Origin of the sequence: Nocardiopsis codii (assembly GCF_036327455.1) — a bacterium.
Classification (GTDB): domain Bacteria; phylum Actinomycetota; class Actinomycetes; order Streptosporangiales; family Streptosporangiaceae; genus Nocardiopsis; species Nocardiopsis codii.
On record NZ_JAUZMY010000001.1, the window covers coordinates 114,738 to 138,617 of the forward strand.

Sequence of the window (23,880 nt, forward strand, 5' to 3'; positions counted from 1 at the left end):
TCTCCGATGCAGGTCACCACGCCCCATGAAGCCCTCAAGAACACGCCAAATCGGTCACTGGCACACAGAATGCCACCGATTTCTCGCCCTGTCGGGTCTCCGGGACCGCGGGCGCGTGTCGCGGCCCGGTCGGCGCCTCAGCCCCCGCGGATCTCCGTCAGGACTCCGGGGAGCTCGTCCGGCGTGACGAGGACGTCGCGGGCCTTGGAGCCCTCGCTGGGGCCGACCACGTCGCGGCTCTCCATCAGGTCCATCAGGCGGCCCGCCTTGGCGAAGCCGACGCGCAGCTTGCGCTGGAGCATGGACGTCGACCCGAACTGGGTGGTGACCACCAGTTCGACGGCCTGGAGGAGGACGTCGAGATCGTCGCCGATGTCCTCGTCGATCTCCTTCTTCTTGCCCTCGGGGGCCGCGACGTCCTCACGGTAGCTGGGCTCGGACTGCTTCTTGCAGTGCTCGACGATCGCCCGGATCTCCTTCTCCGACACCCAGGCGTTCTGGAGGCGGATGGCCTTGCCCGCGCCCATCGGGAGGAAGAGCGAGTCGCCCTTGCCGACCAGCTTCTCGGCGCCGGGCTGGTCGAGGATGACGCGGCTGTCGGCGAGGCTGGACGTCGCGAAGGCGAGGCGGGAGGGCACGTTGGCCTTGATCAGGCCGGTGACGACGTCGACGCTGGGGCGCTGGGTGGCGAGCACCAGGTGGATTCCCGCCGCGCGGGCCAGCTGGGTGATGCGCACGACCGCGTCCTCGACGTCGCGGGGGGCGACCATCATCAGGTCGGCGAGCTCGTCGACGATGACCAGCAGGTAGGGGTAGGGCTCGTACACCCGCTCGCTGCCGAGGGGGGCGGTCACCTCCCCGGTGCGCACGGCGGCGTTGAAGTCGTCCACGTGCCGGTAGCCCGAGGCCGCCAGGTCGTCGTAGCGGCGGTCCATCTCCCCCACCACCCACTGCAGTGCCTCGGCGGCCCGCTTGGGGTTGGTGATGATGGGCGTGATGAGGTGCGGGATGCCCTCGTACATGGTCAGTTCGACCCGCTTGGGGTCGACCAGGATCATCCGCACCTCGTCGGGCGTGGCACGCATCATCAGCGAGGTGATCAGCCCGTTGATGCAGGTGGACTTACCGGCGCCGGTCGCACCGGCGACCAGCACGTGCGGCATCTTCGCCAGGTTCGCGACCACGTTGGAGCCCTCGACGTCCTTGCCCAGGCCCACCAGCATGGGGTGGTCGTCGGAGGTCGCGGCCGAGGAGCCCAGGACGTCGCCCAGGCTCACGATGTCCTTGTCGGTGTTGGGGATCTCGATGCCGATCGCGGACTTGCCGGGGATCGGCGACTGGATCCGGACGTCGGCGCTCTTGACCGCCAGGGAGATGTTCTTGGCCAGGGCGGTGACCTTCTCGACCTTGACCGCCGGGCCCAGCTCGATCTCGTACCGGGTGACGGTCGGGCCGCGGGTGAACCCGGTGACCTCGGCGTCGATGCCGAACTGGGTCAGCACCCCCGACAGCGCGGCCACCACGTCGTCGTTGGCCTTGGTGCGCGGCTTGACCGGGCTGCCCGGCTTGAGCATGACCGGTGAGGGGAGTTCGTAGTCGCCCTCGACCACCCGGGAGGGGATGGTCATCTGCTCCGTGACGGCGGGGGCCGGCGTGGGGTCGGGGACGTCGGCCTTCCTGCGGCCGGGCTTCTTCCTCGCGGCCCCGGCGGCTCCGGCGGCCCCGGCCTCCTCCTCGTCGGTGAGCGCGGGCGAGAGGGGTTCGGCGGGCAGCACCGGGCTGTCGTAGGGGCGCTCGTGGTCGCCCGCGACCGTCTCGGCCTCTGCCTCCGGGGCCTTCCTCGGCTTGCGCTTGCGCGGCTTGGCCTGGGCGGGTGCGGGGTCCGCGCCCAGCAGGCCGATGCCGGAGTCGGGTCCGGTGTCGCGCTCCATGAGCGCGCCGAACAGCGTCTGGAGGCGTTCGGGGATGCGCCTGATGGGTGTGGCGGTGACGACCAGGATGCCGAAGACCAGGACGAGGACGAGCAGCACACCGGTCAGCCACGGGGTGACGACGGCGCTGAGGGGGCCCGCGGCGACGAAGCCGATGAGTCCGCCCGAGTCCTGGAGCGCCTCCAGTCCGTCGGAGGGTTCCGGGAGGCCGTTCGCGATGTGGATCAGCCCGAGCAGGCCCAGCATGATCGAGGCGGAGCCGATGAACAGCCGCCCGCCGTCGCCCTCCCGGCCCGACCCGGGGGTGCGCATGAGCTTGACGGCGACGGGCAGGAACAGCAGCGGCAGGATCGGCGAGAACGTGCCGAAGCCGCCGACCACGACCATACGGGTGTACTCCAGCAGCGGCCCCTCGCTGCGCCACCACACGGCGGCGGCGACGAGGACCCCCGAGGCCAGCAGGATCAGGCCGATCCCGTCGCGGCGCAGGTCGGGGTCGAGGTCGCGCGCGCTGCGGCCGACCGCGCGCGCCGCGCCGCCGACCGTGTGCGCGATCAGCTTCCACAGCACGAGCAGGAACTGCCCGAACATGGTGAAGGCGAAGGCGATGGGCCCGTCGGGCATGCGCTTCTTGGGGGCGGGTTTGCGGGCGGCGGGCTTCTTGCGTCCGGAACCACCGGAGGAGGCGCGCGTGGGCATCGGGGTCACCTCCACGGGGGACGGGGTCGGTCGGGCGATCGGGCAGAACGGCCCGCCACGGCGGGCAGCCTACTGGGGCGTCCACGCCGTTGGCCCGTACCGGCACGGCGTGTCGCCCGAATCGCCCGGGCGGTAGAGCACGCCGGGAGGGCGTGGCCGGGCGCGCGTGCTCGCCGGCGGCGGCGGGCGGGCCCCGCCACCAGAACGGCCCGAGCGCGCTGGAGCGCGGCTCGGGCCGTTCTGGTGCTGTGGTCCGGGGCGGCCCCGGACCGATGGGGTCAGACCTCGACCAGGACAGGGATGATCATGGGACGACGCCGGTAGGTGTCGTTGACCCAGCGGCCCGTGTTGCGGCGGATGAGCTGCCGCAGCTGGTGCGGGTCGTTGACCCCGTCCCGCGCCGCCTTGTCCAGGGAGTCCTGGATCTTGTCGATGACGTCGTCGAAGGCGGCGGCGCCGATGCCCGCGCCCCGGGTGTGGATCTCGGGCTCTCCGAGGATCTTGCCGGTGCCGGAGTCCACCGCGACGACGACGGAGATGAACCCCTCCTCGCCGAGGATGCGGCGGTCCTTGAGCGAGGCGTCGGTGACGTCGCCGACCGAGGAGCCGTCGACGTACACGTAGCCGGCCTGGACCGCGCCCACGATCTTGGCCCGGTGCTTGTGCAGGTCCACGACCACGCCGTCCTCGGCGATGATGATCCGGTCGGAGGGGACGCCCGTGAGCTTGGCCAGGTCGGCGTGGGCGCGCATGTGCCGCCACTCGCCGTGCACCGGCATGAAGTTGCGCGGACGCACCATGTTGAGCACGTACAGCAGCTCACCGGCGGACGCGTGCCCCGACACGTGCACGAGGGCGTTGCCCTTGTGGACGACCTTGGCGCCCCAGCGGGTCAGACCGTTGATCACCCGGTTGACCGAGTTCTCGTTGCCGGGGATCAGCGAGGACGCGAGCAGGACGGTGTCGTCCTGCTCGATGCGGATCTGGTGGTCGCGGTTGGCCATCCGGCTCAGCGCCGACATGGGCTCGCCCTGCGAGCCCGTGCAGATCAGCACGGCCTCGTCGGGCCGCATCTTGTCGAGCTGCTTCACGTCGATGATCGTGTCGCCCGGGATGCTCAGGTAGCCCAGGTCGCGCGCGATGTTCATGTTGCGGACCATCGAGCGGCCCACGAACGCGATCTTGCGGCCGTGCGCCGAAGCGGCGTCGATGACCTGCTGGACGCGGTGCACGTGGGAGGCGAAGCACGCCACCACGATGCGCTTCTCGGCCTGCCGGAACACCTTGTCGATGGCCTCGGACAGGTTGCGCTCGTTGACGATGAACCCGGGCTGCTCGGCGTTGGTGGAGTCCGACAGCAGCAGGTCCACGCCCTCGTCGCCGAACCGGGCGAACCCGGCCAGGTCGGTGAGGCGGCCGTCCAGCGGCAGCTGGTCCATCTTGAAGTCGCCGGTGTGCAGCACCGACCCGCCGGGGGTGCGGATACCGACGGCCAGCGCGTCCGGGATGGAGTGGTTGACCGCGAAGAACTCCAGGTTGAACGAGCCGAACTCGTGCCGCTCGCCCTCCTCCACCTGGATGGTCTCCGGCTTGATGCGGTGCTCGCCGAGCTTGGCGGTGATCAGCGCCAGGGTCAGGCGGGAGCCGACGATCGGGATGTCGGCCCGCTCGCGCAGCAGGAACGGGATACCGCCGATGTGGTCCTCGTGCCCGTGGGTGAGCACGACCGCCTCGATGTCGTCGAGCCGGTCCCGGATGTAGTCGAAGTCCGGCAGGATCAGGTCGACGCCGGGCTGCTCCTCCTCGGGGAAGAGCACGCCGCAGTCGACGATGAGCAGGCGGCCGCCGTACTCGAAGACCGTCATGTTGCGGCCGATCTCACCGAGGCCGCCCAGGGCGACGACGCGCAGAGCACCCTTGCCCAGGGGCGGGGGCGAGGTCAGTTCGGGGTGCGGGTGGCTCATACAGATCCCTCCGTGAGGCGCTCGACGCGCACGGCGCTGGCGGGGACGGCCTGGTGCGGGGCCAGACCGATGGGGCCCTTGACGCCGGCGGCGGCAAGGTCTTCGCGCAGCAGTGCCTGGAGCTCGACCGACGCGTCGGTGAGCGGGGTGCGCACGGGACCGGACGGCAGCCCGAACTGGTTCAGGATGGCCTTGGTGGTGATGACGCCCTGCGTGCGGAACATGCCGGTGTAGACCGGGGTGAGGCGGCGGTGGATGGCCAGGGCCTGTCCGACCTCGCCCTTCTCGAAGGCGTCGATCATCTCGCGCAGGTCGGCGCCGACGATGTGGCCGACGACGCTGACGAACCCGGCCGCGCCCACGGACAGCAGCGGCAGGTTGAGGATGTCGGTGCCGCAGTAGAAGGCCAGGTCGGTCCGCTCCATCACCCAGGAGCTGGCGCCGATGTTGTCCTTGGCGTCCTTGTTCGCGACGATGCGGGGGTGCTCGGCCAGGCGGACGAGGGTCTCGGAGGCGATCGGCGTGCCGGTGCGGTGCGGAATGTCGTAGAGCATGACCGGCAGGTCGGTGGTGTCCGCGATCTCGGTGAAGTGCCTGATCAGGCCTTCCTGGGGCGGCTTGTTGTAGTAGGGCGTGACGGTCAGCAGACCGTGCGCGCCCGCCTTCTCCGCGGCCTTGGCGAGCCTGACGCTGTGGCGGGTGTCGTTGGTGCCGACCCCGGCGATGACCCTGGCGCGGTCACCGACCGCCTCCACGACCGCCCGCAGAAGGCGGTCCTTCTCGTCGTCGCTGGTCGTCGGCGACTCACCCGTGGTACCGCTGATGATGAGGCCGTCGTTGTTCTGCTCGTCGACGAGGTACGTGGCCAGTCTGGCCGCGCCCTCGTAGTCGAGTTCGCCGTCGTCGAGCATGGGCGTGACCATCGCGGTCAGCATCTTGCCGAACGGGCGGTTCTTGGTGTCCACCATCGTGTGTGAAAGGCTTCCGGATCGCCGCCGGTGGGCGGTGGGTCCGGGGGTGCCCCTCCTCCTCTCGGTGTGCGTCAACAGCTGGATGTGTCCCGTGCACATGTCGCGTGCACGGGTGTGCGGCGCTGCGTGTCCGCCACCGCGACCGGCGGTACGCGCTCCGGTCGCGGGAAAGTTCCTTTGGTGCCCCGTCTTGGGTCGGGCCCGGGGTCGTGCCCTGCGCGGCCGCCGTCCTCGTGGGTCGAGGTTGACGGGCCGGCTATGTGAACCTACCCGTCCCGGGCCCGCGCCATCCGGCCGGGCCCGGGATCCGCGCGCAGGTCAGGGCCGCGGAAGGGGGTTGTTCGGGCTGTTGCCGCCCTGGGCTCAGTCGTCCTGTCCGTCCGGAAGGAACATGCTCAGAAGCCAGCTGACGAGGGTGACGACGATCGCACCCCAGAACGCGGGCCAGAACCCCTCGATGTGGAACGGGAGGGTGAACAGGCTCGCGATCCAGTTCGTGAGCATGAGCAGCAGCGCGTTCACCACCAGGCCGATCAGCCCGAGGGTCAGCGCGTAGAACAGGCACCCGACGGCCTTGACGATCGGTTTGATGATCGCGTTGACCACACCGAAGATGGCGCCGACCGCGAGGTAGACGCCGATCTGACCAGCGGTGGTCTGGGCCGTGACGTCGATCCCGTCGATCAGGAAGACAGCCGCCCAAAGGGCGAGCGCGTTCACGATAACTCTGATAATGAGGCTCACAACGTAGATGTTCCCATGCCGAGGCAAGGTCCGGAAACTCCGGCATCGGTGATCTTGCCGCGGCCCGCTCCCCCAGGAGGCTCCGCCGTGTCCAGTGCCCAGTTCGTCCGCCCCGCCCGTGCCACCGACGTGGACACCGTCGTGGAGGTCCAGGTGGCGTCGTGGCGGGCGGTGTACGGGACGCTGCTGCCCGACGCCGTGGTCGCCGAACTCGGCGGCGCCGACGCCCGGAAGCAGTTCCACGAGCAGTGGACGGCCGCCCTGGAGTCGCCGCCGACCTCCCGGCACCGACTGGTGGTGGCCACCGACGAGGTGGACGGGGTGCGGACCGTGACGGGGTTCGCGGCGTTCGGCCCGGCGGGCGACCCGGACCTGTGGCCCGCCACGGACGCGGAGGTGTTCGCCCTGCACGTGGACCCGGAGCGCGCGAGGGAGGGGCACGGCAGCCGCCTCGTGAACGCGTGCGTGGACCACCTCGTCGACGACGGTTTCGGCACGGTGCACGTGTGGGTGCCGGAGGCCGACAACGCCCTGCGCGCGTTCTTCGAGGCGTCGGGGTGGCGCGCGGACGGCGCCCGCCGTGAGATCGACCTGGGGACGCCGCTGCCGATGGTCCGGCTGCACGCGGCCATCTCGCGGTAGGCCCCGGCGTCCGCCCGTCCCGCGGTTCGGGCACGCACGCGGGGGTCGCCGCCGGTTGGGCCCAGCTCCGGACAGGGACTACCGTTGGGTGGTTGTCTGCGCTGTGCACCAGGTACCGCGCAGTGTCGTCGAGGGTGGAGGACCGCCGCGTGGCCACGGTCAGTGAATGGGTCTCGGGGCTGCGTCCCCGTACGCTTCCGAATTCGATCGTGCCGGTGGCGGTCGGCACGGCTCTGGCCCTGGCCCTGGACGGGTTCGTCTGGTGGAAGGCGCTGCTGGCCCTGGTGGTGTCCATGGCCCTGCAGGTCGGGGTCAACTTCGCCAACGACTACAGCGACGGCGTGAAGGGCACCGACACCGAGGAGCGGACCGGCCCCACCCGGTTGACCGCTTCGGGCCTGGCCGAGCCGCGGCAGGTGCTCGCGGCGGCCCTGGGGAGCTTCGCCTTCGCGGGCGCGGTCGGCCTGGTGCTGGTGGCGACGTCGTCGTGGTGGCTGCTGCTGGTGGGGGCCCTGGCGATCGCCGCGGCCTGGTACTACACCGGCGGTCGCGCACCGTACGGGTACCGGGGTCTGGGCGAGGTGTCGGTGTTCGTGTTCTTCGGCCTGGTGGCCGTGGTGGGCACCGTGTTCGTGCAGCTGGGCTCCGCCCCGTGGCAGGCCTGGGTGGCGTCGGTGCCGGTCGGCCTGCTGTCCTGCTCCGTGCTGGTGATCAACAACCTGCGGGACATCCCGACGGACCGGGAGACCGGGAAGGTCACCCTCGCGGTGCGGCTGGGCGAGACGGGCACACGGCGGCTGTTCGCGGGCGCGGTCGTCGCCTCCTACGCGGTCGCGCTGGTGCTGACCCCCGTGTTCTGGTGGACGCCGCTGGTGCTGCTGTCGGCGCCCCTGGCGGTGCCGCCGCTGCGGCGCGTGCTGGGCGGACAGGCGGGACGCGACCTGGTCCTGGGCCTGGGCGAGACCGGCAGGCTCCAGATGGCGTTCGGCGTCCTGCTGTCGGCCGCCCTCGTCCTGGGCTAGCCGCGGGCCCGGGCCGGGCCCGCGGGCGGGTCCCCCGGATCCGGAACACTCCGTCCGAACTGCGGCGACACGGTTCGAGCTCCCCGGCGCGCCCCGTGGGGCTAGGATGCGGGCCGGCCCCCAGACACGCGTCAAGCCACGGCAGGGAGAACACGACACCGTGCCCAGCGAGAACACCGCCCCCGACCCCCTCGAGATCGCCCCCGACCCGCAAGCGTGGGCAGAGCGCTCGGCCGGCCAGGCCGCCGCGTTCGACACGATCGGAGAGCGCTACGACGAGGCCTTCCCACGCAAGGAGGGACAGGAGGAACGGGTCCGGCGGCTGCTGGACCTGCTGCCGCCCGGAGCCCACGTGCTCGACCTGGGGTCGGGCACAGGTCTGCCCACCGCCCGCCAGTTCGCCTCCGCGGGCGTGCGGGTCACGGGCTACGAGATCTCCGGGCGGATGATCGAGATCGCCCGCCGGAACGTGCCCCAGGCGACGTTCGTCCAGGCCGACATCCTCGACCTGAAGCCGGTCGACTCGTCCTACGACGCCATCGTGGCGTTCTTCTCCCTGCTGTGCCTGCCCAAGTCGCGCATCCCCGAGGCGCTGAGCCGGATCCGCGCGTCCCTGGTCCCTGAGGGCCTGCTGTGCCTGGCCATGGTGGAGACGGACCTGGACGACGCGCCCATCCCCTTCCTGGGCTCGGACATCCGCGTGTCGGGCTATCCGCGTGAGGAACTGCGCCGGGTGGTGCGGGAGGCGGGCCTGGTCGTCGAGGACGAGCGGGTGGTCTCCTACGAGCCGGAGGCCCCCGGGGCCCACCCCGAGACCCAGGTGTTCCTCACCTGCCGCAGGGGCGCCTGAGCGGGTCCTGTCGGCGCCCGGGGCGGTCCGCGGCTGCCCGCGCGCGGCGGCCCGCCGGGCACGGCAGACGACGGGGGAGGCGCCCGCCAGGGGCGCCTCCCCCGTCGTGGGGCGTACGTCCCTAGTCGAGGTCCAGGAGTGCGTCCAGGCCCACGGTGAGGGGGTCCGCGAGGTCAGCGACGCCGCGGATCCCCAGGAGCACGCCGGGCATGAACGAGGTGCGGTTCATCGAGTCGTGCCGGATCTTCAGGGTCTCCCCGTCGGTGCCGAACACGACCTCCTGGTGGGCGATGAGCCCGGTGATGCGCAGGGCGTGCACGCGGACCCCGTCGACGTCGGCCCCGCGGGCACCGGGGATCTCCGCGGTCGTGGCGTCGGGCATCGGCGCGGTCCCGGCCTCCCGGCGCGCCTCGGCGACGAGCTCGGCGGTCCGGTAGGCGGTGCCGCTGGGGGCGTCCGCCTTGTTCGGGTGGTGCAGCTCGATGATCTCGGTGGACTCGAAGTACGGTGCGGCCTTGCGCGCGAAGTGCATCATCAGCACGGCGGCGACGCCGAAGTTCGGGGCGATCAGCACCTTCGCCCCGGGCTTGGCGGCCTGCCAGGCGCGCACCCGCTCCAGTTTGGCCTCGTCGAAGCCGCTGGTGCCGACGACGGCGTGGATCCCGTGGCCGATGAGCCACTCCAGGTTGTCCATCACCACGTCGGGGTGGGTGAAGTCGACGACGTAGTCGGCTCCCAGCACCGCACCGCGGTCGTCGGCGCTGTCCACGCCCGCGACGAGTTCCATGTCGTCGGCGGCCTGAACCGCGCGGACGACCTCTGACCCCATGCGCCCATCGGCGCCGAAAACTCCTACCTTGAACACGGCACGAGCGTACCGGAGACCCGGGCGCCCCCTGCGTGGTGCACCCCGCCCGGCGCCGTGCCGCCTGCGACGATCGGCGATGGCAGGGGGTCCCGCGGTCGGCCGGCGGAGCGGGCGGCGGCTCCTTCGCCATGGCGGTCACGTACCTGGTGGGCCCTCGCCGGGCGCGTTCACGCCGCCGTGACCCCTCCCCGGGGCGGGGCGGGCGGGGTCCGACCGGCCTCGGGCCGCGTCAGCGCGCGGCGGCGAGGGTGAGCGCGAAGTCCCCGGCGGGGTCGGTCCACCAGTGGGTCGGCTCGAACCCGGCGGCGTCGAGCTCGGCGGACAGCCCCTCGCGGCGGAACTTGGCGGAGACCTCGGTGCGCATCTCCTCCCCCGGCGCGAAGTCGACCTCCAGGTCCAGGTCGGCGACCCGGACGTGCTGGGCGGAGCGCGCGCGCAGCCGCATCTCGATCCACTCCTCCTCCGCGTTCCAGCGGGCGAGGTGGTCGAAGGCGCCGGGGTCGAAGTCGGCGCCGAGCTGGTGGTTGATGACGCTGAGGACGTTGCGGTTGAAGGCGGCGGTGACCCCCTGGGCGTCGTCGTAGGCGGCGACCAGGCGGGCCGGGTCCTTGACCAGGTCGGCGCCGAGCAGGAGCGAGTCCCCGGTGTCGAGCACGGCGCGGATGTCGCGGAGGAAGGCCGAGCGCGGCCCGGGCTCCTGGTTGCCGATGGTGGAGCCGAGTACGGCGAGGAGGCGGCGTCCGCCGTTCTCGCCGACCGGCAGGAGCCCGAGGTGCTCCTCGAAGTCGCCGACGACGCCGTGGACGTCGAGTCCGGGGTAGTCGTCGACGACGCCGCGCGCGGAGGCGGCGAGGAAGTCGCCGCTGACGTCCACGGGGACGAAGCGGGTGAGGCGGCCGTGGCCGAGCATGGCGTCGAGCAGGAGGCGGGTCTTGACGCCCGATCCGGAACCGAGCTCGATCAGCGTCTCGGCGTCGGCGGCGTCGGCGATGTCACCGGCCCGGAGTTCGAGGATGCCGCGCTCGGCGCGGGTGGGGTAGTACTCGGGCAGCCCGGTGATGTCCTCGAACATGGCGCTGCCGCGTTCGTCGTAGAACCACTTGGGCGGGAGCTGCTTCGGCACCGCGGTCAGCCCTGCGGCGACGTCGCTGCGCAGGGCCTTGTCGAGGTCGTCGGCGGTCAGGTTTCGGTCGATCCGGAACATGGTGCCTCCTGTGTCCCTTGGTGGGTACCCGTGGGCGTGCTGGTGCCGCGGGTGTCGCTCGGCCCGTCAGACGATCGGGTGGATCTCGGTGCGCTCCCCGGTCGCGACGACCACGGAGCCGTCGGGGACCTCCCGCCAGCCGCGCGCGCCGTCGAAGGGCTCCGACGCCAGGAAGACCCCTCCCCCGGGCTCGCGGAGGGCGTACAGGGTGTCCCCTGCGGCGGTGCCGACGATGCTCTCCCCGTCGCTGGCCAACAGGTTGTAGCGTCCGTCGGAGTGCTCGCGGGCGTGGCGGACCACCCCTGCCAGGGTCCCCGCGAGGTCGCCGGAGGCCCGCCACAGCCGCACGGTGTGCGCGAACAGGGGCGCTGAGTCCACCGGGGCGCGGGCGTCCAGCACACCGGGGGGCGGGGTGAAGGCCGCGGCGAGCGCCTCGTCGTCCTTGACCGCGCCGTTGTGGCTGAACAGCAGCCGGTCGGCCCGGAAGGGCTGCGCGCCCGACTCCTCGGACCCGAACCCGACGGTGGCGTCGCGGACCGCGGCCACCACGCACCCGGAGGTGATGGCGCGCGCGGCGTCGGCGAAGGAGGAGTCGCCCCAGATCGGCATGGCCCTCCGGTAGCGCAGCGGCTCCGGGGTTTCGGCCGCCGGTCCCGGCACCGCCGCCGGGACCGCGGGCGCCGAGGCGCCCGCGGTCCCGCGCGGCGGGTACCAGCCGACGCCGAAGCCGTCGGCGTTGACGGTGCCGTGGCGCTGCATGCGAGGCGCCCAGGACTGGACGTGCAGCGAGTGGGGCGCCGCGTACAGCAGCTCGTGCAGGGTGCGCGGCGGCCCCAGGTAGGCGAGGTGTCGGCACATCAGGCGGATTCCCCGTCGCGTGCGCAGCGGAACCCGCTGAAGATCTGCCTGCGGATCGCGTGGTCCCAGTTGCGGAAGGTGGAGCGGACGGCGGTGGGGTGGGTGGCCCAGGAGCCGCCCCGCAACACCTTGTAGCCCTGGTCGAAGAACACCTCCGAGTACTCGCGGTACGGGAAGGTCCGGAACCCCGGGTACCCCGTGAAGGTGGTGGAGGTCCACTCCCACACGTCACCGATCAGCTGCTGGACGCCCAGCGGGGAGGCGCCGTCGGGGTGGCGCCCGGCCGGGGACGGCCCGAGCTTGCGCTGCCCCAGGTTGGCGTGGCGGGAGTCGGGTTCGTCGTCGCCCCACGGGTACCGGCGGGACCGGCCGGTCCCGGGGTCGAAGCGGGCGGCCTTCTCCCACTCGGCCTCGGTGGGCAGGCGCTTGCCCGCCCACGCGGCGTACGCGGCGGCCTCGTGGAAGTTGACGTGCTGCACCGGCTCGTCGGACGGCACCATCTCCTGGCGGCCGAACCGGCGGCGGGACCACCCGTCGCCCTCCGGGCTCCAGAAGGCCGGGGCCCTGACCGAGGCCCGCTCCCGCCACTCCCAGCCCTCTCGGGTCCACCAGCGGCGGCTCTGGTACCCGCCGTCCTCGATGAACCTCTGGTAGGCGGCGTTGGTGACGGGGGCGGTGTCGATCCAGTAGGGCCCGAGGACGACCTCGTGGGAGGGCCCCTCGTTGTCGTAGGCCCAGGGGTCGTCGTCGGTGCCCATCGTGAACCCGCCCTCGGGGACGAACACCTCCTCCTCGACGGGCGGGCGCAGGGCCGCGACGGTCCCGACGTCCTCCAGGAGGACGGGCTCCCCCGTGCGGAGCTGGTGGGTGGCGAGCATGGTCTCGTCGTGCTGGTGCTCGTGCTGGATCACCATGTGGAAGACGAACCCCGCGTCGAGCAGGGACCGCCGGCCGTCGGGGGCCTCGCGCGGCTCGGGGACTCCGAGGTCGACGGACTCGAGGGAGTCGAGGACCTCCTTCCGCACCCGGTCATTGTACTCGCGGGCCTCCTGCGGCCGCAGGAGCGGCAGGGTGACCCGGTCGGCGCGCGGGTTCTCGAAGGCGTCGTAGAGGCCGTCGATGTCGGGGCGCAGTGCCTCGCGGCCCCCGGCCGCCCTCAGCAGCCACTGCTCCTCGTAGTTGCCGATGTGCGCCAGGTCCCAGACGAGCGGGGACATGAGCGGTGAGTGCTGGGCGAGCAGGCCCTCCTCGTCGAGGGCGTCGATCGTGAGCCCGTTGCTGCGGCGCCGACTCCGGTCGAGCTCGGCTGCGATGCGCTCCTTGGCGCGCTCCTGTTCCTGGTTCACCGTGGTCCTCCGCTGTCTCGGTGGGTCCCTGTCCGTCCCGCACGTGCGCCGGCGCTCTCGGGGCGCGGGGCGGGGACGCTCGGCCGCGTGTCGGCGGGGCACAGCCCGCGCCGCGTGTGGCGGTCGGCGTAGTCGTCGACGAGGGAGGCGAGTCCGGCGGCGCCCATGCGGGGCAGGGCTTCGACGGCCGCGTCGAAGCAGACGCGCGCGCACTCGGCGACGGCGGGGTCACCGAGGCCGTGCTGGGCGGAGCGCATCCACAGGTACCGGTCGGGGAAGGGACCGCCGCAGAGCTTCTCCGTGGCCTCCTCGGCCACGGCACGGGCGCGGGGGTCGTCGACGAGGGCTGCGGCGAGCGCCATGGGGACCGGCCACCAGCGGACCGGGACGGCGTCGATCATGCGCAGTTCCCACCAGCCGCGCGGCCGGACGGGCGGGAACAGGGTGCTGAGGTGGAACTCCAGGTCGGCGAGGGTGGCGGGGCGGGCTCCCTGTCCTCCGATCCACTCGGCGAGGGTGACGCCGGGGTCCGCGATCCAGGTTCCGCCGCCGCCGGGGATCTCGGGGACCGCCATGACGTTCGCGGCGAGGGCGTACGCGGCCCACGCGGTGGCCGGATCGGGGTGGCTGTCGTGGTCGAGGACGGGGCGGGTGCGGGTGGCGTCGGTGGCCGCCCAGATCGCCCAGCGGGTGGACTTCCACCCGGTGGAGCGTCCGCGCCACACGGCGGAGTTCGCGAACGCGGCGACGAGGACGGGCCCGAGCCTGTGGACGAGTTCCCAGCGGGCGCGGCTGTCGGCGGGGTCGGACCCGGTGTCCAGGCACACCTGGACGGAGGCGGTGCTGCACATCATGGTGTGGCCGCTGGGATGGCGGTGGTTGGCGAAGAACCGCTCCATGGCGGTGTAGCGGGGCAGCCGGAGCTGGCGTACGGGCGGCCGTACCGGGTCGAGTGCGGTCTCGACCAGGTGGAGTCCGCCCCCCGCGAGGGCCTTGGCGATGTGGTCCAGGTCGGCGGCGAGGGCCTCGTGCGCCAGGGCCGGGCCGGGCAGGGCGGGCGAGCTGAGCTCGATCTGTCCGCCGGGCTCGAAGGTGACCGTGCTTCCCGCGGGCGGCGGGCCGCTGGCCTCCAGCAGCGCCGCGAGGCGGTCGACGGTGACGTGTGCGGTCGGATGCGCGGAGTCGGTGACCAGCCACTCGGTCTCGGTACCGACCTTGCCGGGTGGGCCGGTCTTGAAACAGACCCCGTTGATGTACTCGTGAACGTCTTCCGTGGTCATGTGGTGCGCCATACGCGGCTCCCTCGGAACGACACCCCTCGGGGGTGTGACACCCCAGGGTCCTGCCCAGGGCTCCGGCGCACTGAACGTCTGTGATCACCAGAAATCGCGGGACGTGTCGGTACACGCACGCTTCCCTCCCGGTTGGCGGCGGCGACACGCCTGGTCGCTTCGACGTTGGCGGCGGGCACGGCGAAACCGCCCGCATCGCATGTGACGACCGTCACAATTTGGCGGACTCCTCCCACCCGGGTCCCGATGATCTTCCGTCCGTCCCGTCGGGTCCGACGCCCAACCCCTCGCCCGGCTCCCGCCCGCCTACCGGTGCCCCGCGCTCACAGCGGGCCCCGTCGGGCGGGGCTGCGGTGAGGGTGGTGTCCACGGGGACGGACTGTTCGCCGGGCCCGATCCGCCGCGCGGGCGTCCGGAGGTTGTCGAGGGGGTGGCCGGCCGAGGAGGTGGGCGCGGCGCACAGGGGGCCCGGGGCGGTCGGCAGGCCGCCGTGCGGTCCCGCGCGGGCCGGGCACGCGTCCGGGCCGGTCCCACCGCCCGCCGTGCCGGAGGCCGCAGCCGGTGGAGGAGCGCGTGGGACGCGGCGCCTGTGCGGGTCCGGCGGAGCCGCGGGAGGTGTCGGTCGCCGTGTACCGGCCGGCCCCCGGGCGGACGCGCCCGCTCCGTGGCGCGGCGGCCCCGGCCGTCCGCGGACGGCCGGGTGCGCACGCGCGGTGGTGTCCGGGCCGGAGGCGCCCCGGGGCCGGACACCGGTGTCTGACGGACGGAGCCGTGCGGTGCGGTGCGCGTCCGCGGCCCCGCGAGGCGCGCTCAGCCCGAGCCCGGCCCCCCCGGACGGACCCGGCCGGTCGCGTCGGCAGCCGCCCAGTGGCACGCCACCCGGCGCTCGGCGCCGCCCTCGAGGACGGTCGGGTCGACGGTACGGCACAGGTCCGCGACACCCGCCCGCGCGGCCTCGCCCGAGGCGAGCACCGGGCAGCGCGGATGGAACCGGCACCCCGTCGGCACCTGCTTGGGGTCCGGCGGCTCGCCCGCCAGGACCACCGGCTCCCCGTCGCCCGCGTCCGGCAGGACCGACAGCAGGGCGCGGGTGTACGGGTGGGCGGGCTCGGCCAGGACCTCCTCCACGGTGCCCAGCTCCACCACCCGCCCCAGGTACATCACCGCGACACGGTCCGCGATGTTCCACGCCAGGCCCAGGTCGTGCGTGGCCACCAGGGCGGACAGCCCGAGCTCGTCGCGCAGGTCCAGGAGGAGGCGCAGGATCTCGCCGCGCACCGACGCGTCCAGGGACGCCACCGGCTCGTCGGCCACCAGCACCTCGGGGTCCAGGACCAGGGCTCCGGCGATCACCACGCGCTGGCGCTGGCCGCCGGACAGCTCGTGCGGGTAGCGGGAGAGGAACCGCTCCGGCGGGCGCAGGCCCGCCCTGGAGAGCGCTCCGGCGACCTGTTCGGCCTCGTCCGCCGTGGTGCCCTCGTGGATGCGCAGCCCCTCGGCCACGGACTCGTAGACGGTGCGGCGCGGGTTCAGCGACCCGGTGGGGTCCTGTTGCACCAGCTGGACCCTGCGCCGGTACGAGCGCAGGTCGCGGGAGCCGTAGCGCATCGGCCTGCCCTCGAACAGCACGACGCCCCCGGTGGGCCGTTCCAGGCCCAGCAGGACCCGGGCCAGGGTGGTCTTGCCGCAGCCGGACTCCCCCACCAGCGCCACGATCTCGCCCGCCGAGACGTCGAGGTTGACGCCGTCGACGGCGCGCGCGGTGCCCTTCCCCCCGCCGGGAGCGAAACCGGCGTCGAAGGCGACCTCCACGCCACGGGCGCTCAGGATCGGTTCGGCCTCCCCGCCGTCCCCGGAGGCGCGGGGTGCGTCGCGGGGATCGGTCTCGGTGGTGCTCACGGGCGCGTCTCCTCGCTGGGGGCTGCGGACGGGGTCACGGGGTGCCCCCGTCCCGGGTCGTCGTCAGGGGTCTCGCGGGGCCCACGTGCACGCACGCCGCGTGACGCGCGGAGTCCCCCTCCGAGTCCGGGTCCACCGGCCACAGCGGCGGGTCGACCGTGGCGCACACCGTCTCGGCCACCGCGCACCGGGGCCGGAAGACGCAGCCGGCGGGAGGGTCCGACGGGTCGGGGGGGTCACCGGGCAGCCCCCGGGGCGCCAGGCGCGAGGCCGGGTCGCCGATGCGGGGGAAGGCCGCGCTGAGAGCGCTCGCGTAGGGGTGGGCGGGTTCGTGCACGACCTCGCGGGCGGGACCCTGCTCCACGATCCGGCCCGCGTACATGACGGCCACACGGTCGCACGTGGCCGCCAGGACCGACAGGTCGTGGCTGATCATGAGCATGCCGATGCCCTGCTCGGCGACGAGCCGCTTGAGCAGGGCGAGGATCTGCGCCTGGATCATCACGTCCAGGGCGGTGGTGGCCTCGTCCGCGATGACCAGGCGAGGCTCGCAGGCCAGCGCCATCGCGATCATGACCCGCTGGCGCTGCCCGCCGGACAGCTGGTGGGGGTAGTCGCGGGTACGGGAGGCCGGCAGGCCGACCTGCCCGAGGAGTTCGGCCACGCGCTCCGGGATCCGGTTCGCCGGGACGGTCCCGTGGATCACCATGGGCTCCGCGATCTGCTCCCCGATCCGCCGGACCGGGTTGAGGGAGTGCATGGCGCCCTGGAAGACGATGGCCGCGCCCACCCACCGGACCGCGCGCAGCCGACCCCACCGCATGTCGAGGACGTTCTCGCCCTCCAGCAGGACCTGGCCGTCGATGCGGGCCGTGTCGGGCAGCAGGCGCAGCAGGGCCAGGGCGACGGTGGACTTGCCGCTGCCCGACTCCCCCGCCAGGCCCAGGGTGCCCCCGGGGTCCAGGGACAGGTCGACGCCCCGGACGGCCGGGACGTCGCCGTTCCCGGCGCGGTAGGTGACGTGCAGTTCGCGGACGTCGAGGAGGGAGGTCAACGCTGCTCCCGGAGTCGGGGGTTGATGACGGACTCCAGAGCGCGTCCGCACAGGGTGAAGGACAGGGCGACGACCGCGATGGCCAGGCCGGGCGGGATCATGTACCACCAGATCCCGGAGCTGATGGCCCCCGCGGTGCGGGCGGCCTCCAGGATGCCGCCCCAGGAGATGGTGGTGGGGTCCCCCACGCCCAGGAACGCCAGCGTGGACTCGGCGATGATCGAGGTGGCCACGAGCAGGGTGGTCTGGGCGAGCACCACCGGCATCACGTTGGGCAGCACGTGCCAGGCCATGACGTGGGCGTGGCCGCCGCCCAGGGCTCGGGCGCGCTCCACGTAGGGGCGCGCTTCCACCGCCAGGGTCTGGGCGCGCACCAGGCGGGCCGTCGCGGGCCAGACGGTGAGGCCGATGGCGATGATGATGGTGCCGGTCCCGCGCGGCAGCACGGCCGCCAGGGCGACGGCCAGGACCAGGGTCGGCAGCACCAGGAACCAGTCCGTGACCCGCATGAGCACCGACGACACGATCCGCCCGGCGGTGCCGCCGGACGCGCCGAAGTGCCCGGCGGTCATCCCGACCAGGGTGCCCAGGACCACGGAGACGACCGTGGCCAGGAAGCCCACGGTGAGGGAGACCCGCGAGCCCCAGACGATGAGGTCGAGGATGGACCGGCCGAAGTTGTCCGTGCCGAGGGGGAACTCGCCGCTGGGCGGCTCGTACGCCTGCCCGGGGGCGCCGGTGACCGTCAGCTCCGACTGGTCCACCAGGAGAGGCGCGAACAGCGCCAGGAGGACGATGGCCGACAGGGCGACGAGGCCGAGCAGCCCGGCGCGGTTGCGGGCGTAGTCGCGGGCGAACCGGCGCAGCGCCTCCGCGCGCCGGCGGCGGGCCAGGGCCCGGGGCGACGCGGGGGCGGGGCCCCTGCCGTTCGCGTCGCCGCCCGGCACGCCGGGGCCGGGGGCTTCGGTGGCCGCGCTCATGGGCGCACCCTGGGGTCGAGCAGCGGGTACACCAGGTCGGCGAGCAGGTTCATGAGGATCACCGAGGCCGCGAAGACCACGAACAGGCCCTGGACGAGGCCGAGGTCGGGGACGCGCAGGCCGGAGTAGAAGAGCTGGCCGAGTCCGGGCCAGGAGAACACCGTCTCCACGAGGATCACCCCGGACACGACCTGGCCGAGGTTGAGGAAGATCAGGGTCACCGTGGGCAGCAGGGCGTTGGGGACCGCGTGCCTGCGGCGCACGAGGGCGTCCCTCAGACCCTTGGCCCGCGCCGTGGTGAGGTAGTCGGCGCCCCGCTCGTCCATGAGGGAGGAGCGCATGATCATCAGGTACTGGGCATAGATCACGGCGACCATGGTGGTGACGGGCAGCACCATGTGCCACACGGTGCTGAGCACGGTCTCCACGGGGCCGCTCGCCGCCGGGTCCACCATGCCGCCGGTGGGGAACAGGCCGGGCATGAACCCGCGCCCGGAGGCGAACGCCACGATGAGCAGCAGGCCCAGCCAGAACGTGGGCACCGACCAGAAGAACAGGGCGACGGCGCTGTTGGCCCGGTCTGACCGCCCACCGGGCCTCCACCCGGCGCGGACGCCGAGGAGGAGGCCGATGAGCGCGGCGATGACCGTGCCGGTCCCGGCGAGCAGGACCGTGGGGCCGAGGCGTTCGAGGATGAGCTCGGTGACCGGCTCCCGGAACTGGAAGGACGTGCCGAGGTCGAGGCGGAGCAGGCCCGTCAGGTAGTCGAGGAACTGCTGCCAGAGGGGCTGGTCGAGCCCGAACTGGCGGCGGAGCTCCTCGCGCTGCTCCGCGGTGACCTCCCGGCCCTCCGTCATGGCGCGGACCGGGTCGCCGGGCAGGATCCGGAAGAGGAAGAACCCGGCGACGACCACGGCGAGGAGGGAGAACACGGCGGTCGCCAGGCGTCCGGCGACGTACCGTGCGGCCCTCACCGCGCGGCCGGGCCCGGCGGGGGCCGCCGGGGCGGCGGCGCCGGGCGCCTCCGCCCCGGACGGGGCTCCCGTGGTGGCGGGATCGCTGGTCACTCGCGGTCCTCCGCGGTGGCGCGTCGGCGGAACAGGACGAACCCGCCCGCGGCCACCAGGACGAGCACGACCGCCCCGATGCCGATCCAGACGCCGGTCGACGGACCGGAGGGGCCGCCCTCGCCCGCCGCGACCGGCTGGGCGGACCAGAAGGCCCAGTAGCCGTCCTGGCCCCAGATGTTGCCTCCGGGGTCGGGCTGGATCTGCATGTCGGAGATCTGGTCGGTGCGGTACGCCTCCCGGATGTCCGGGTAGGCCAGGACGTTCACGACGGCCTCCTCGTAGATCACGCGCTGGAGGTCGTGGATGATCTCGGCGCGGGCGGTGCGGTCGTACTCGGCGAGCTGGGCCCGGTAGAGCTCGTCGTACTCCTCGTCGCAGAAGTAGGCGTCGCCCTGCATGCTGCCCGGCTCCTCCGGGAGCGCGTCGCAGGTGTGGATGCTGAACACGTAGTCGGGGTCGGGGTTGACCGTCCACCCGGTGAAGATGAGGTCGTACTCGGCCGCGTAGAGGGCGTCGCTGAGCACACCCGGGTCGACGGTCAGGTTCTCGACCTCGATGCCGACGTCGGCGAGGCGCTCGACGATGACCAGCCCGGCGTTGACGTTGTCCGGCCGGTCCTGGTGGACGTGCATGCGCAGTTCGAGGCGGTCGCCGTCGGGCGAGACGCGCACACCGTCGTCGCCCCGCTCGTACCCCGCCTCGTCGAGCATCGCGTTGGCGGCCTCGGGGTCGAAGGAGAGCGTGGCCTCCTCGCCCTCGGGCGACCAGTGGTAGTCGCCGTAGCGGGCCGGGATGTAGCCCCCGGCTGCCGTGGCGCGGCCGCCGTGCGCCTTGTCGACGATCTCCTGGTTGTCGATGGCTCTGACGATGGCCTGGCGCAGGGTGAGGTCGGACAGCGCCGGGTGCCCGTCACCGAACTCGTCGCCGTCCTGGGTGCGGGCTCCGGGGTTCATGGTGAAGGCCTGGAACCGCTTGCCGTCGGCGAAGTTGACGGCGATGTCGTCGGCGCCGTCCAGGGCGGTGGCCTGTGCCTCGGTGAGCTCGTAGACGAGGGAGACCTCCCCGCTGCGCAGCGCCTCGACGGCGGCGTCCTTCTCGGAGTAGTAGCGGAAGACCAGGTCGGCGAACCCCGGGGCGCCGCGCCAGTGGTCGGGGTTGGCCTCCAGGGTGATGTGCTCGCCCCGCTGGTGCTCGGTGAGGACGAAGGGGCCGCTGCCGACGGCGGGCAGGTCCTCGCCGGTGTAGTCGGCGAAGTCCTCGCCCTCCTCCTCCAGGATGGGCTCCCAGACGTGGCGCGGCACGATCGGCACGTTGAGCGAGGTCATCGTCGCCTGGGGCTCGTCCAGCTCGATCACCACCGTGTGGTCGTCCTCGGCGGTGACCGTGTCGAAGCCCGAGACGTAGCTGCCGTTGGCGATGGCGGCGGACTCGTTCTCCATGATGGTGGTGAACGTCCACGCGACGTCGTCGGCGGTGAGGGGTTCGCCGTCGCTGAAGGTGACGTCGTCGCGCAGGCGGAAGGTCCAGGTGAGGCCGTCGTCGCTGGACTCCCATTCCGTCGCCAGGGCCGCCGCGGGCTCGTTGGTCGCGGCGTCGACCGTGACCAGCGAGTCGTAGACGTGGTTGAGGATGTTGGTGGTGACGGCCAGCTGGGCGGTGAAGGGGTTGAACGAGTCGACCTGCTGGGCGATGGCGACGGTGAGGGTGTCGGTCTCGTTGCCCGTCTCGGCGGCGGCCGGCGCGGCCGCGGCGGCCCCGACGAGGAGCAGGGCGGTACCGGCCGTCGTCACACGTCGCAGGAGGCGCAGGGGTGGGGCGGGGGGAGGGCGGTGGGAGTGCATGTCTGCCCCTGTCAGGTTCGTGGGGTCGGTGGCGCGGGGTCCGGGCGCCGGGTCTGCGGTGCCGGTTCGGGTGCACGCCACCGGGGGGTTGTTGGTTGTTTACCAACCGACGTGGATTAACGTCAATGACCTCCGAGGAGCGCCGTGACATCGAAATACATTCGCGGCCGAGCTCTAGCACCGCAGGGTTTCATGTGCGTTAAGTGATGAATGTGCCGTCCGCAACCGCACCTGATTCGCGGCGATTGGCATACTCCGCTACGGTTCCCGCCATGATGGGGCACTCGCACGCACTGAGTGGCGTGGTCGGTTGGATGGCGGTCGTTCCGCTCGTCCAGGGCACAGAATTCTTCGGGCTCAGTTTCGACCTGGGACCAGGAGAGATCATCGCCGGTTCTCTCGTGTGCGCGGGTGCGGCTCTGCTGCCCGACCTCGACCACAAGAGCGCGACGGTGACCAAGACCTACGGCAAGGTCACCGAGGTCCTGGGCGGCATGCTCGGGTACCTCTTCGGCGGGCACCGCATGGGAACGCACTCGTTCTTCTTCGCGATCCTCATGGGCGTGATCGTCCAGCTGCTGGCGCTGTGGTCCGAGATGGCGGTCCAGGTCTTCGTGTTCCTGCTCGTCGGGATCGCGCTCCAGGGCCTGGGTTTCGGCCTCGACAAGAACCGGGTCGCGTCCGGTGTCATCAACGCGCTGGCGACGGCGGGGATCACGCTGGCGCTGTTCAGCACGGGCGTCAACTACACCTGGCTGGGCCTGGCCGTGGCCTTCGGCGTGATCCTGCACTTCTTCGGCGACATGGTCACCAAGATGGGCGTGCCGATCTTCTGGCCCCTCTGGAAGAAGCGCATCGGCCAGGGCAAGGGCTTCGTCACCGACGGCCCCGTCGAGCAGAAGGTCGTGACCCCGCTGCTGACCGTCGGCATCATCGTGGGCTCGGTCTACCTCTTCGACTGGCCCGCCATCCTCCCCGAGTACTAGGGCGTGTTCCGTGGATGCTTTCGGTTGACTCGGCGCTTGCGCCGATCGACGCGAGCGGCTTCCAGGCCATCTCTCGCAAGACGAGTAGCGCAGGTCAGCCCGGGTTTGGCTGTCCAAGCGCAGTCGGCGCAGCGAGAGGCAGCCCGGGGGACGCGAGCCCGGAATGATCCGCGGAACGCGGCCTAGCCCCGGGCCCGGGGCTGCGTCCGCCGCGCCCCGGCATCCGGGCACGCACCCGTTCCGAGGTGGGAACTTCCCTCGGAACGGGTTTTCTGGTTTCCCGCTCCCCGCGGTTGCTCGCGGACTAGGCTCCTGGCCGACACGCTGCGTGTCCACCTCGGCACCCGCACGGTGCCCGGCCCCGGAAGGTCTGCCATGAGCGCCACCGACCAACTGCTCGCCCGCACCCGCACCCGCGCCCGGGGCCTCCCCCCGGGCGACCACGCCTCGCCCCCCGCGCTGCGCCTCGCCGTCGTCGCCTGTATGGACGCCCGGCTCGACATCTACAGCATCCTCGGCCTGTCCGAGGGGGACGCCCACGTGATCCGCAACGGGGGCGGGGCGGTGACCTCCGACGCGCGCCGGAGCCTGGCGATCAGCCAGCGGCTCCTCGGCACGCGCGAGATCGTCCTCGTCCACCACACCGACTGCGGCATGACGGGTTTCACCGACGACGGCTTCAAGAAGCAGATCGAGGACGAGGTCGGCATCAGGCCCGACTGGGACGCCGAGGCCTTCACCGACCTGGACTCCGACGTGCTCCAGTCGATCAGGCGCATCGAGGTCGACCCGTTCATCCCGCACACCGACCAGGTGCGGGGCTTCGTGTACGACGTCGTGACCGGCGAGCTCCGCGAGGTCGTCCGGTCGGCGTGACCGCCGATGTCCGGCGGGTGGGCCCCGCCCGCCGGACGCGGGGAGGGCGTCCACGGGCACGGACCGGCTACTGGGCCGCGCGCCTCCCCTGTCCTAGGCTGGCGACCGTGACACGAACCACAGAAGGCCTCAGCCCGGAACTGCACGCCTACGTCGTCGCCCACAGCGAGCCCGTGGACGACGTCCTCGCCGACCTCGCGAAGGAGACCGCAGAGCTCTTCCCGACGCACAAGGGCATGCAGATCGGCCCCGAGCAGGGGGCGTTCACCACCCTGCTCACCCGGATCTCCGGCGCCCGGCACGTCGTGGAGGTCGGCACCTTCACCGGTTACTCCTCGATCTGCTTCGCGCGGGGCCTGCCCGCCGACGGCACCCTGCTGGCCCTCGACATCAGCGACGAGTGGACCTCCGTGGCCCGCCGCTACTGGGAGCGCGCCGGGGTCGCCGACAAGATCACGCTCACGCTCGGACCGGCGCTGGAGTCCCTGCGCGCACTGTCCGAGGAGCCGCGCTTCGACCTCGCCTTCCTCGACGCCGACAAGGAGGGGTACGTGGACTACTGGGAGGAGCTGGTCCCCCGGCTGCGCCCGGGCGGCCTGGTCCTGGCCGACAACACGCTCTCCCACGGCCGCGTCGTGGACTCCGACGACACGTCCGCGCACGTCCAGGGCATCCGCGACTTCAACGACCGCCTGGTGTCCGACGACCGCGTCACCCAGGTCCTGCTGCCCATCGGCGACGGCCTCACGCTGGCGCGCAGGAACTGACGCGCCCCGGCCGTCC

Annotated in this window: 20 protein-coding genes; 6 read left to right on the plus strand and 14 right to left on the minus strand. The window is 72.5% G+C overall.

Annotated elements, in window-relative coordinates:
* Positions 1-137: 137 nt before the first annotated feature.
* The 4 genes from Q8791_RS00475 to Q8791_RS00490 all read right to left on the minus strand — a co-directional run bounded on the left by Q8791_RS00475 (position 138) and on the right by Q8791_RS00490 (position 6,309).
* Positions 138-2,630, minus strand: a complete 2,493-nt coding sequence (locus tag Q8791_RS00475; protein ID WP_330089527.1) for a DNA translocase FtsK — start codon at positions 2,628-2,630, stop codon at positions 138-140.
* A gap of 278 nt (positions 2,631-2,908) precedes the next feature.
* A complete protein-coding gene (locus Q8791_RS00480; protein WP_330089528.1) occupies positions 2,909-4,594 on the minus strand; it encodes a ribonuclease J in 1,686 nt (561 codons plus the stop codon).
* A complete protein-coding gene (gene dapA, locus Q8791_RS00485) occupies positions 4,591-5,562 on the minus strand; it encodes a 4-hydroxy-tetrahydrodipicolinate synthase (RefSeq protein WP_330089529.1) in 972 nt (323 codons plus the stop codon). Before dapA ends, Q8791_RS00480 begins: the two co-directional genes overlap by 4 nt.
* A gap of 366 nt (positions 5,563-5,928) precedes the next feature.
* Complete coding sequence (locus Q8791_RS00490) at positions 5,929-6,309, minus strand: phage holin family protein (protein WP_330089530.1); 381 nt, start codon at positions 6,307-6,309, stop codon at positions 5,929-5,931.
* Between the two features lie 87 nt (positions 6,310-6,396).
* Here Q8791_RS00490 and Q8791_RS00495 point away from each other — a divergent pair, with 87 nt between their 5' ends.
* The 3 genes from Q8791_RS00495 to Q8791_RS00505 all read left to right on the plus strand — a co-directional run bounded on the left by Q8791_RS00495 (position 6,397) and on the right by Q8791_RS00505 (position 8,823).
* Positions 6,397-6,951 carry a GNAT family N-acetyltransferase gene (locus Q8791_RS00495; protein WP_330089531.1) on the plus strand — a complete coding sequence of 185 codons (555 nt, stop codon included), beginning with the start codon at positions 6,397-6,399 and terminating at the stop codon, positions 6,949-6,951.
* A gap of 149 nt (positions 6,952-7,100) precedes the next feature.
* Positions 7,101-7,973 carry a 1,4-dihydroxy-2-naphthoate polyprenyltransferase gene (locus Q8791_RS00500; protein WP_330089532.1) on the plus strand — a complete coding sequence of 291 codons (873 nt, stop codon included), beginning with the start codon at positions 7,101-7,103 and terminating at the stop codon, positions 7,971-7,973.
* A 160-nt stretch (positions 7,974-8,133) separates the two neighbouring features.
* Positions 8,134-8,823 (plus strand): class I SAM-dependent DNA methyltransferase, encoded by a 690-nt coding sequence (locus Q8791_RS00505; RefSeq protein ID WP_330089533.1) that lies wholly within the window; start codon positions 8,134-8,136, stop codon positions 8,821-8,823.
* A gap of 121 nt (positions 8,824-8,944) precedes the next feature.
* Here the strand turns inward: Q8791_RS00505 and dapB are convergent, their stop codons facing one another.
* From dapB to Q8791_RS00555, 10 genes are all read right to left on the minus strand, one after another.
* Positions 8,945-9,688, minus strand: a complete 744-nt coding sequence (dapB, locus tag Q8791_RS00510) for a 4-hydroxy-tetrahydrodipicolinate reductase (RefSeq protein ID WP_330089534.1) — start codon at positions 9,686-9,688, stop codon at positions 8,945-8,947.
* 232 nt (positions 9,689-9,920) lie between these two features.
* Positions 9,921-10,895: an L-histidine N(alpha)-methyltransferase gene (gene egtD, locus Q8791_RS00515; RefSeq protein WP_330089535.1), complete on the minus strand. Its 975-nt coding sequence runs from the start codon at positions 10,893-10,895 to the stop codon at positions 9,921-9,923.
* A gap of 66 nt (positions 10,896-10,961) precedes the next feature.
* Positions 10,962-11,753, minus strand: a complete 792-nt coding sequence (locus Q8791_RS00520) for a class II glutamine amidotransferase domain-containing protein (protein ID WP_330089536.1) — start codon at positions 11,751-11,753, stop codon at positions 10,962-10,964.
* Complete coding sequence (egtB, locus tag Q8791_RS00525) at positions 11,753-13,099, minus strand: ergothioneine biosynthesis protein EgtB (protein WP_330089537.1); 1,347 nt, start codon at positions 13,097-13,099, stop codon at positions 11,753-11,755. Before egtB ends, Q8791_RS00520 begins: the two co-directional genes overlap by 1 nt.
* Positions 13,096-14,391, minus strand: a complete 1,296-nt coding sequence (egtA, locus tag Q8791_RS00530; protein WP_330089538.1) for an ergothioneine biosynthesis glutamate--cysteine ligase EgtA — start codon at positions 14,389-14,391, stop codon at positions 13,096-13,098. The genes egtB and egtA overlap by 4 nt, the downstream gene beginning before the upstream one ends.
* Before the next feature lie 810 nt (positions 14,392-15,201).
* The gene (locus Q8791_RS00535) at positions 15,202-16,290 is read right to left on the minus strand and encodes an ABC transporter ATP-binding protein (RefSeq protein WP_330089539.1); all 1,089 of its coding nucleotides are present in this window, start codon (positions 16,288-16,290) and stop codon (positions 15,202-15,204) included.
* Between the two features lie 34 nt (positions 16,291-16,324).
* A complete protein-coding gene (locus Q8791_RS00540; protein WP_330089540.1) occupies positions 16,325-17,344 on the minus strand; it encodes an ABC transporter ATP-binding protein in 1,020 nt (339 codons plus the stop codon).
* Positions 17,341-18,324, minus strand: a complete 984-nt coding sequence (locus tag Q8791_RS00545) for an ABC transporter permease (RefSeq protein WP_330089541.1) — start codon at positions 18,322-18,324, stop codon at positions 17,341-17,343. The genes Q8791_RS00540 and Q8791_RS00545 overlap by 4 nt, the downstream gene beginning before the upstream one ends.
* On the minus strand, positions 18,321-19,391 hold the full coding sequence (locus Q8791_RS00550; protein WP_330089542.1) for an ABC transporter permease: 1,071 nt from the start codon (positions 19,389-19,391) through the stop codon (positions 18,321-18,323). Before Q8791_RS00550 ends, Q8791_RS00545 begins: the two co-directional genes overlap by 4 nt.
* Entirely contained in the window at positions 19,388-21,235 is a 1,848-nt protein-coding gene (locus tag Q8791_RS00555) for an ABC transporter substrate-binding protein (protein WP_330089543.1), read from the minus strand. The genes Q8791_RS00550 and Q8791_RS00555 overlap by 4 nt, the downstream gene beginning before the upstream one ends.
* 272 nt (positions 21,236-21,507) lie before the next feature.
* Here Q8791_RS00555 and Q8791_RS00560 point away from each other — a divergent pair, with 272 nt between their 5' ends.
* The 3 genes from Q8791_RS00560 (at position 21,508) to Q8791_RS00570 (ending at position 23,864) form a co-directional block, all read left to right on the plus strand.
* On the plus strand, positions 21,508-22,221 hold the full coding sequence (locus Q8791_RS00560) for a metal-dependent hydrolase (protein WP_330089544.1): 714 nt from the start codon (positions 21,508-21,510) through the stop codon (positions 22,219-22,221).
* A 375-nt stretch (positions 22,222-22,596) separates the two neighbouring features.
* Positions 22,597-23,097 (plus strand): beta-class carbonic anhydrase, encoded by a 501-nt coding sequence (locus Q8791_RS00565; RefSeq protein ID WP_330089545.1) that lies wholly within the window; start codon positions 22,597-22,599, stop codon positions 23,095-23,097.
* Between the two features lie 107 nt (positions 23,098-23,204).
* Positions 23,205-23,864, plus strand: a complete 660-nt coding sequence (locus tag Q8791_RS00570; protein WP_330089546.1) for an O-methyltransferase — start codon at positions 23,205-23,207, stop codon at positions 23,862-23,864.
* Positions 23,865-23,880: the final 16 nt, after the last annotated feature.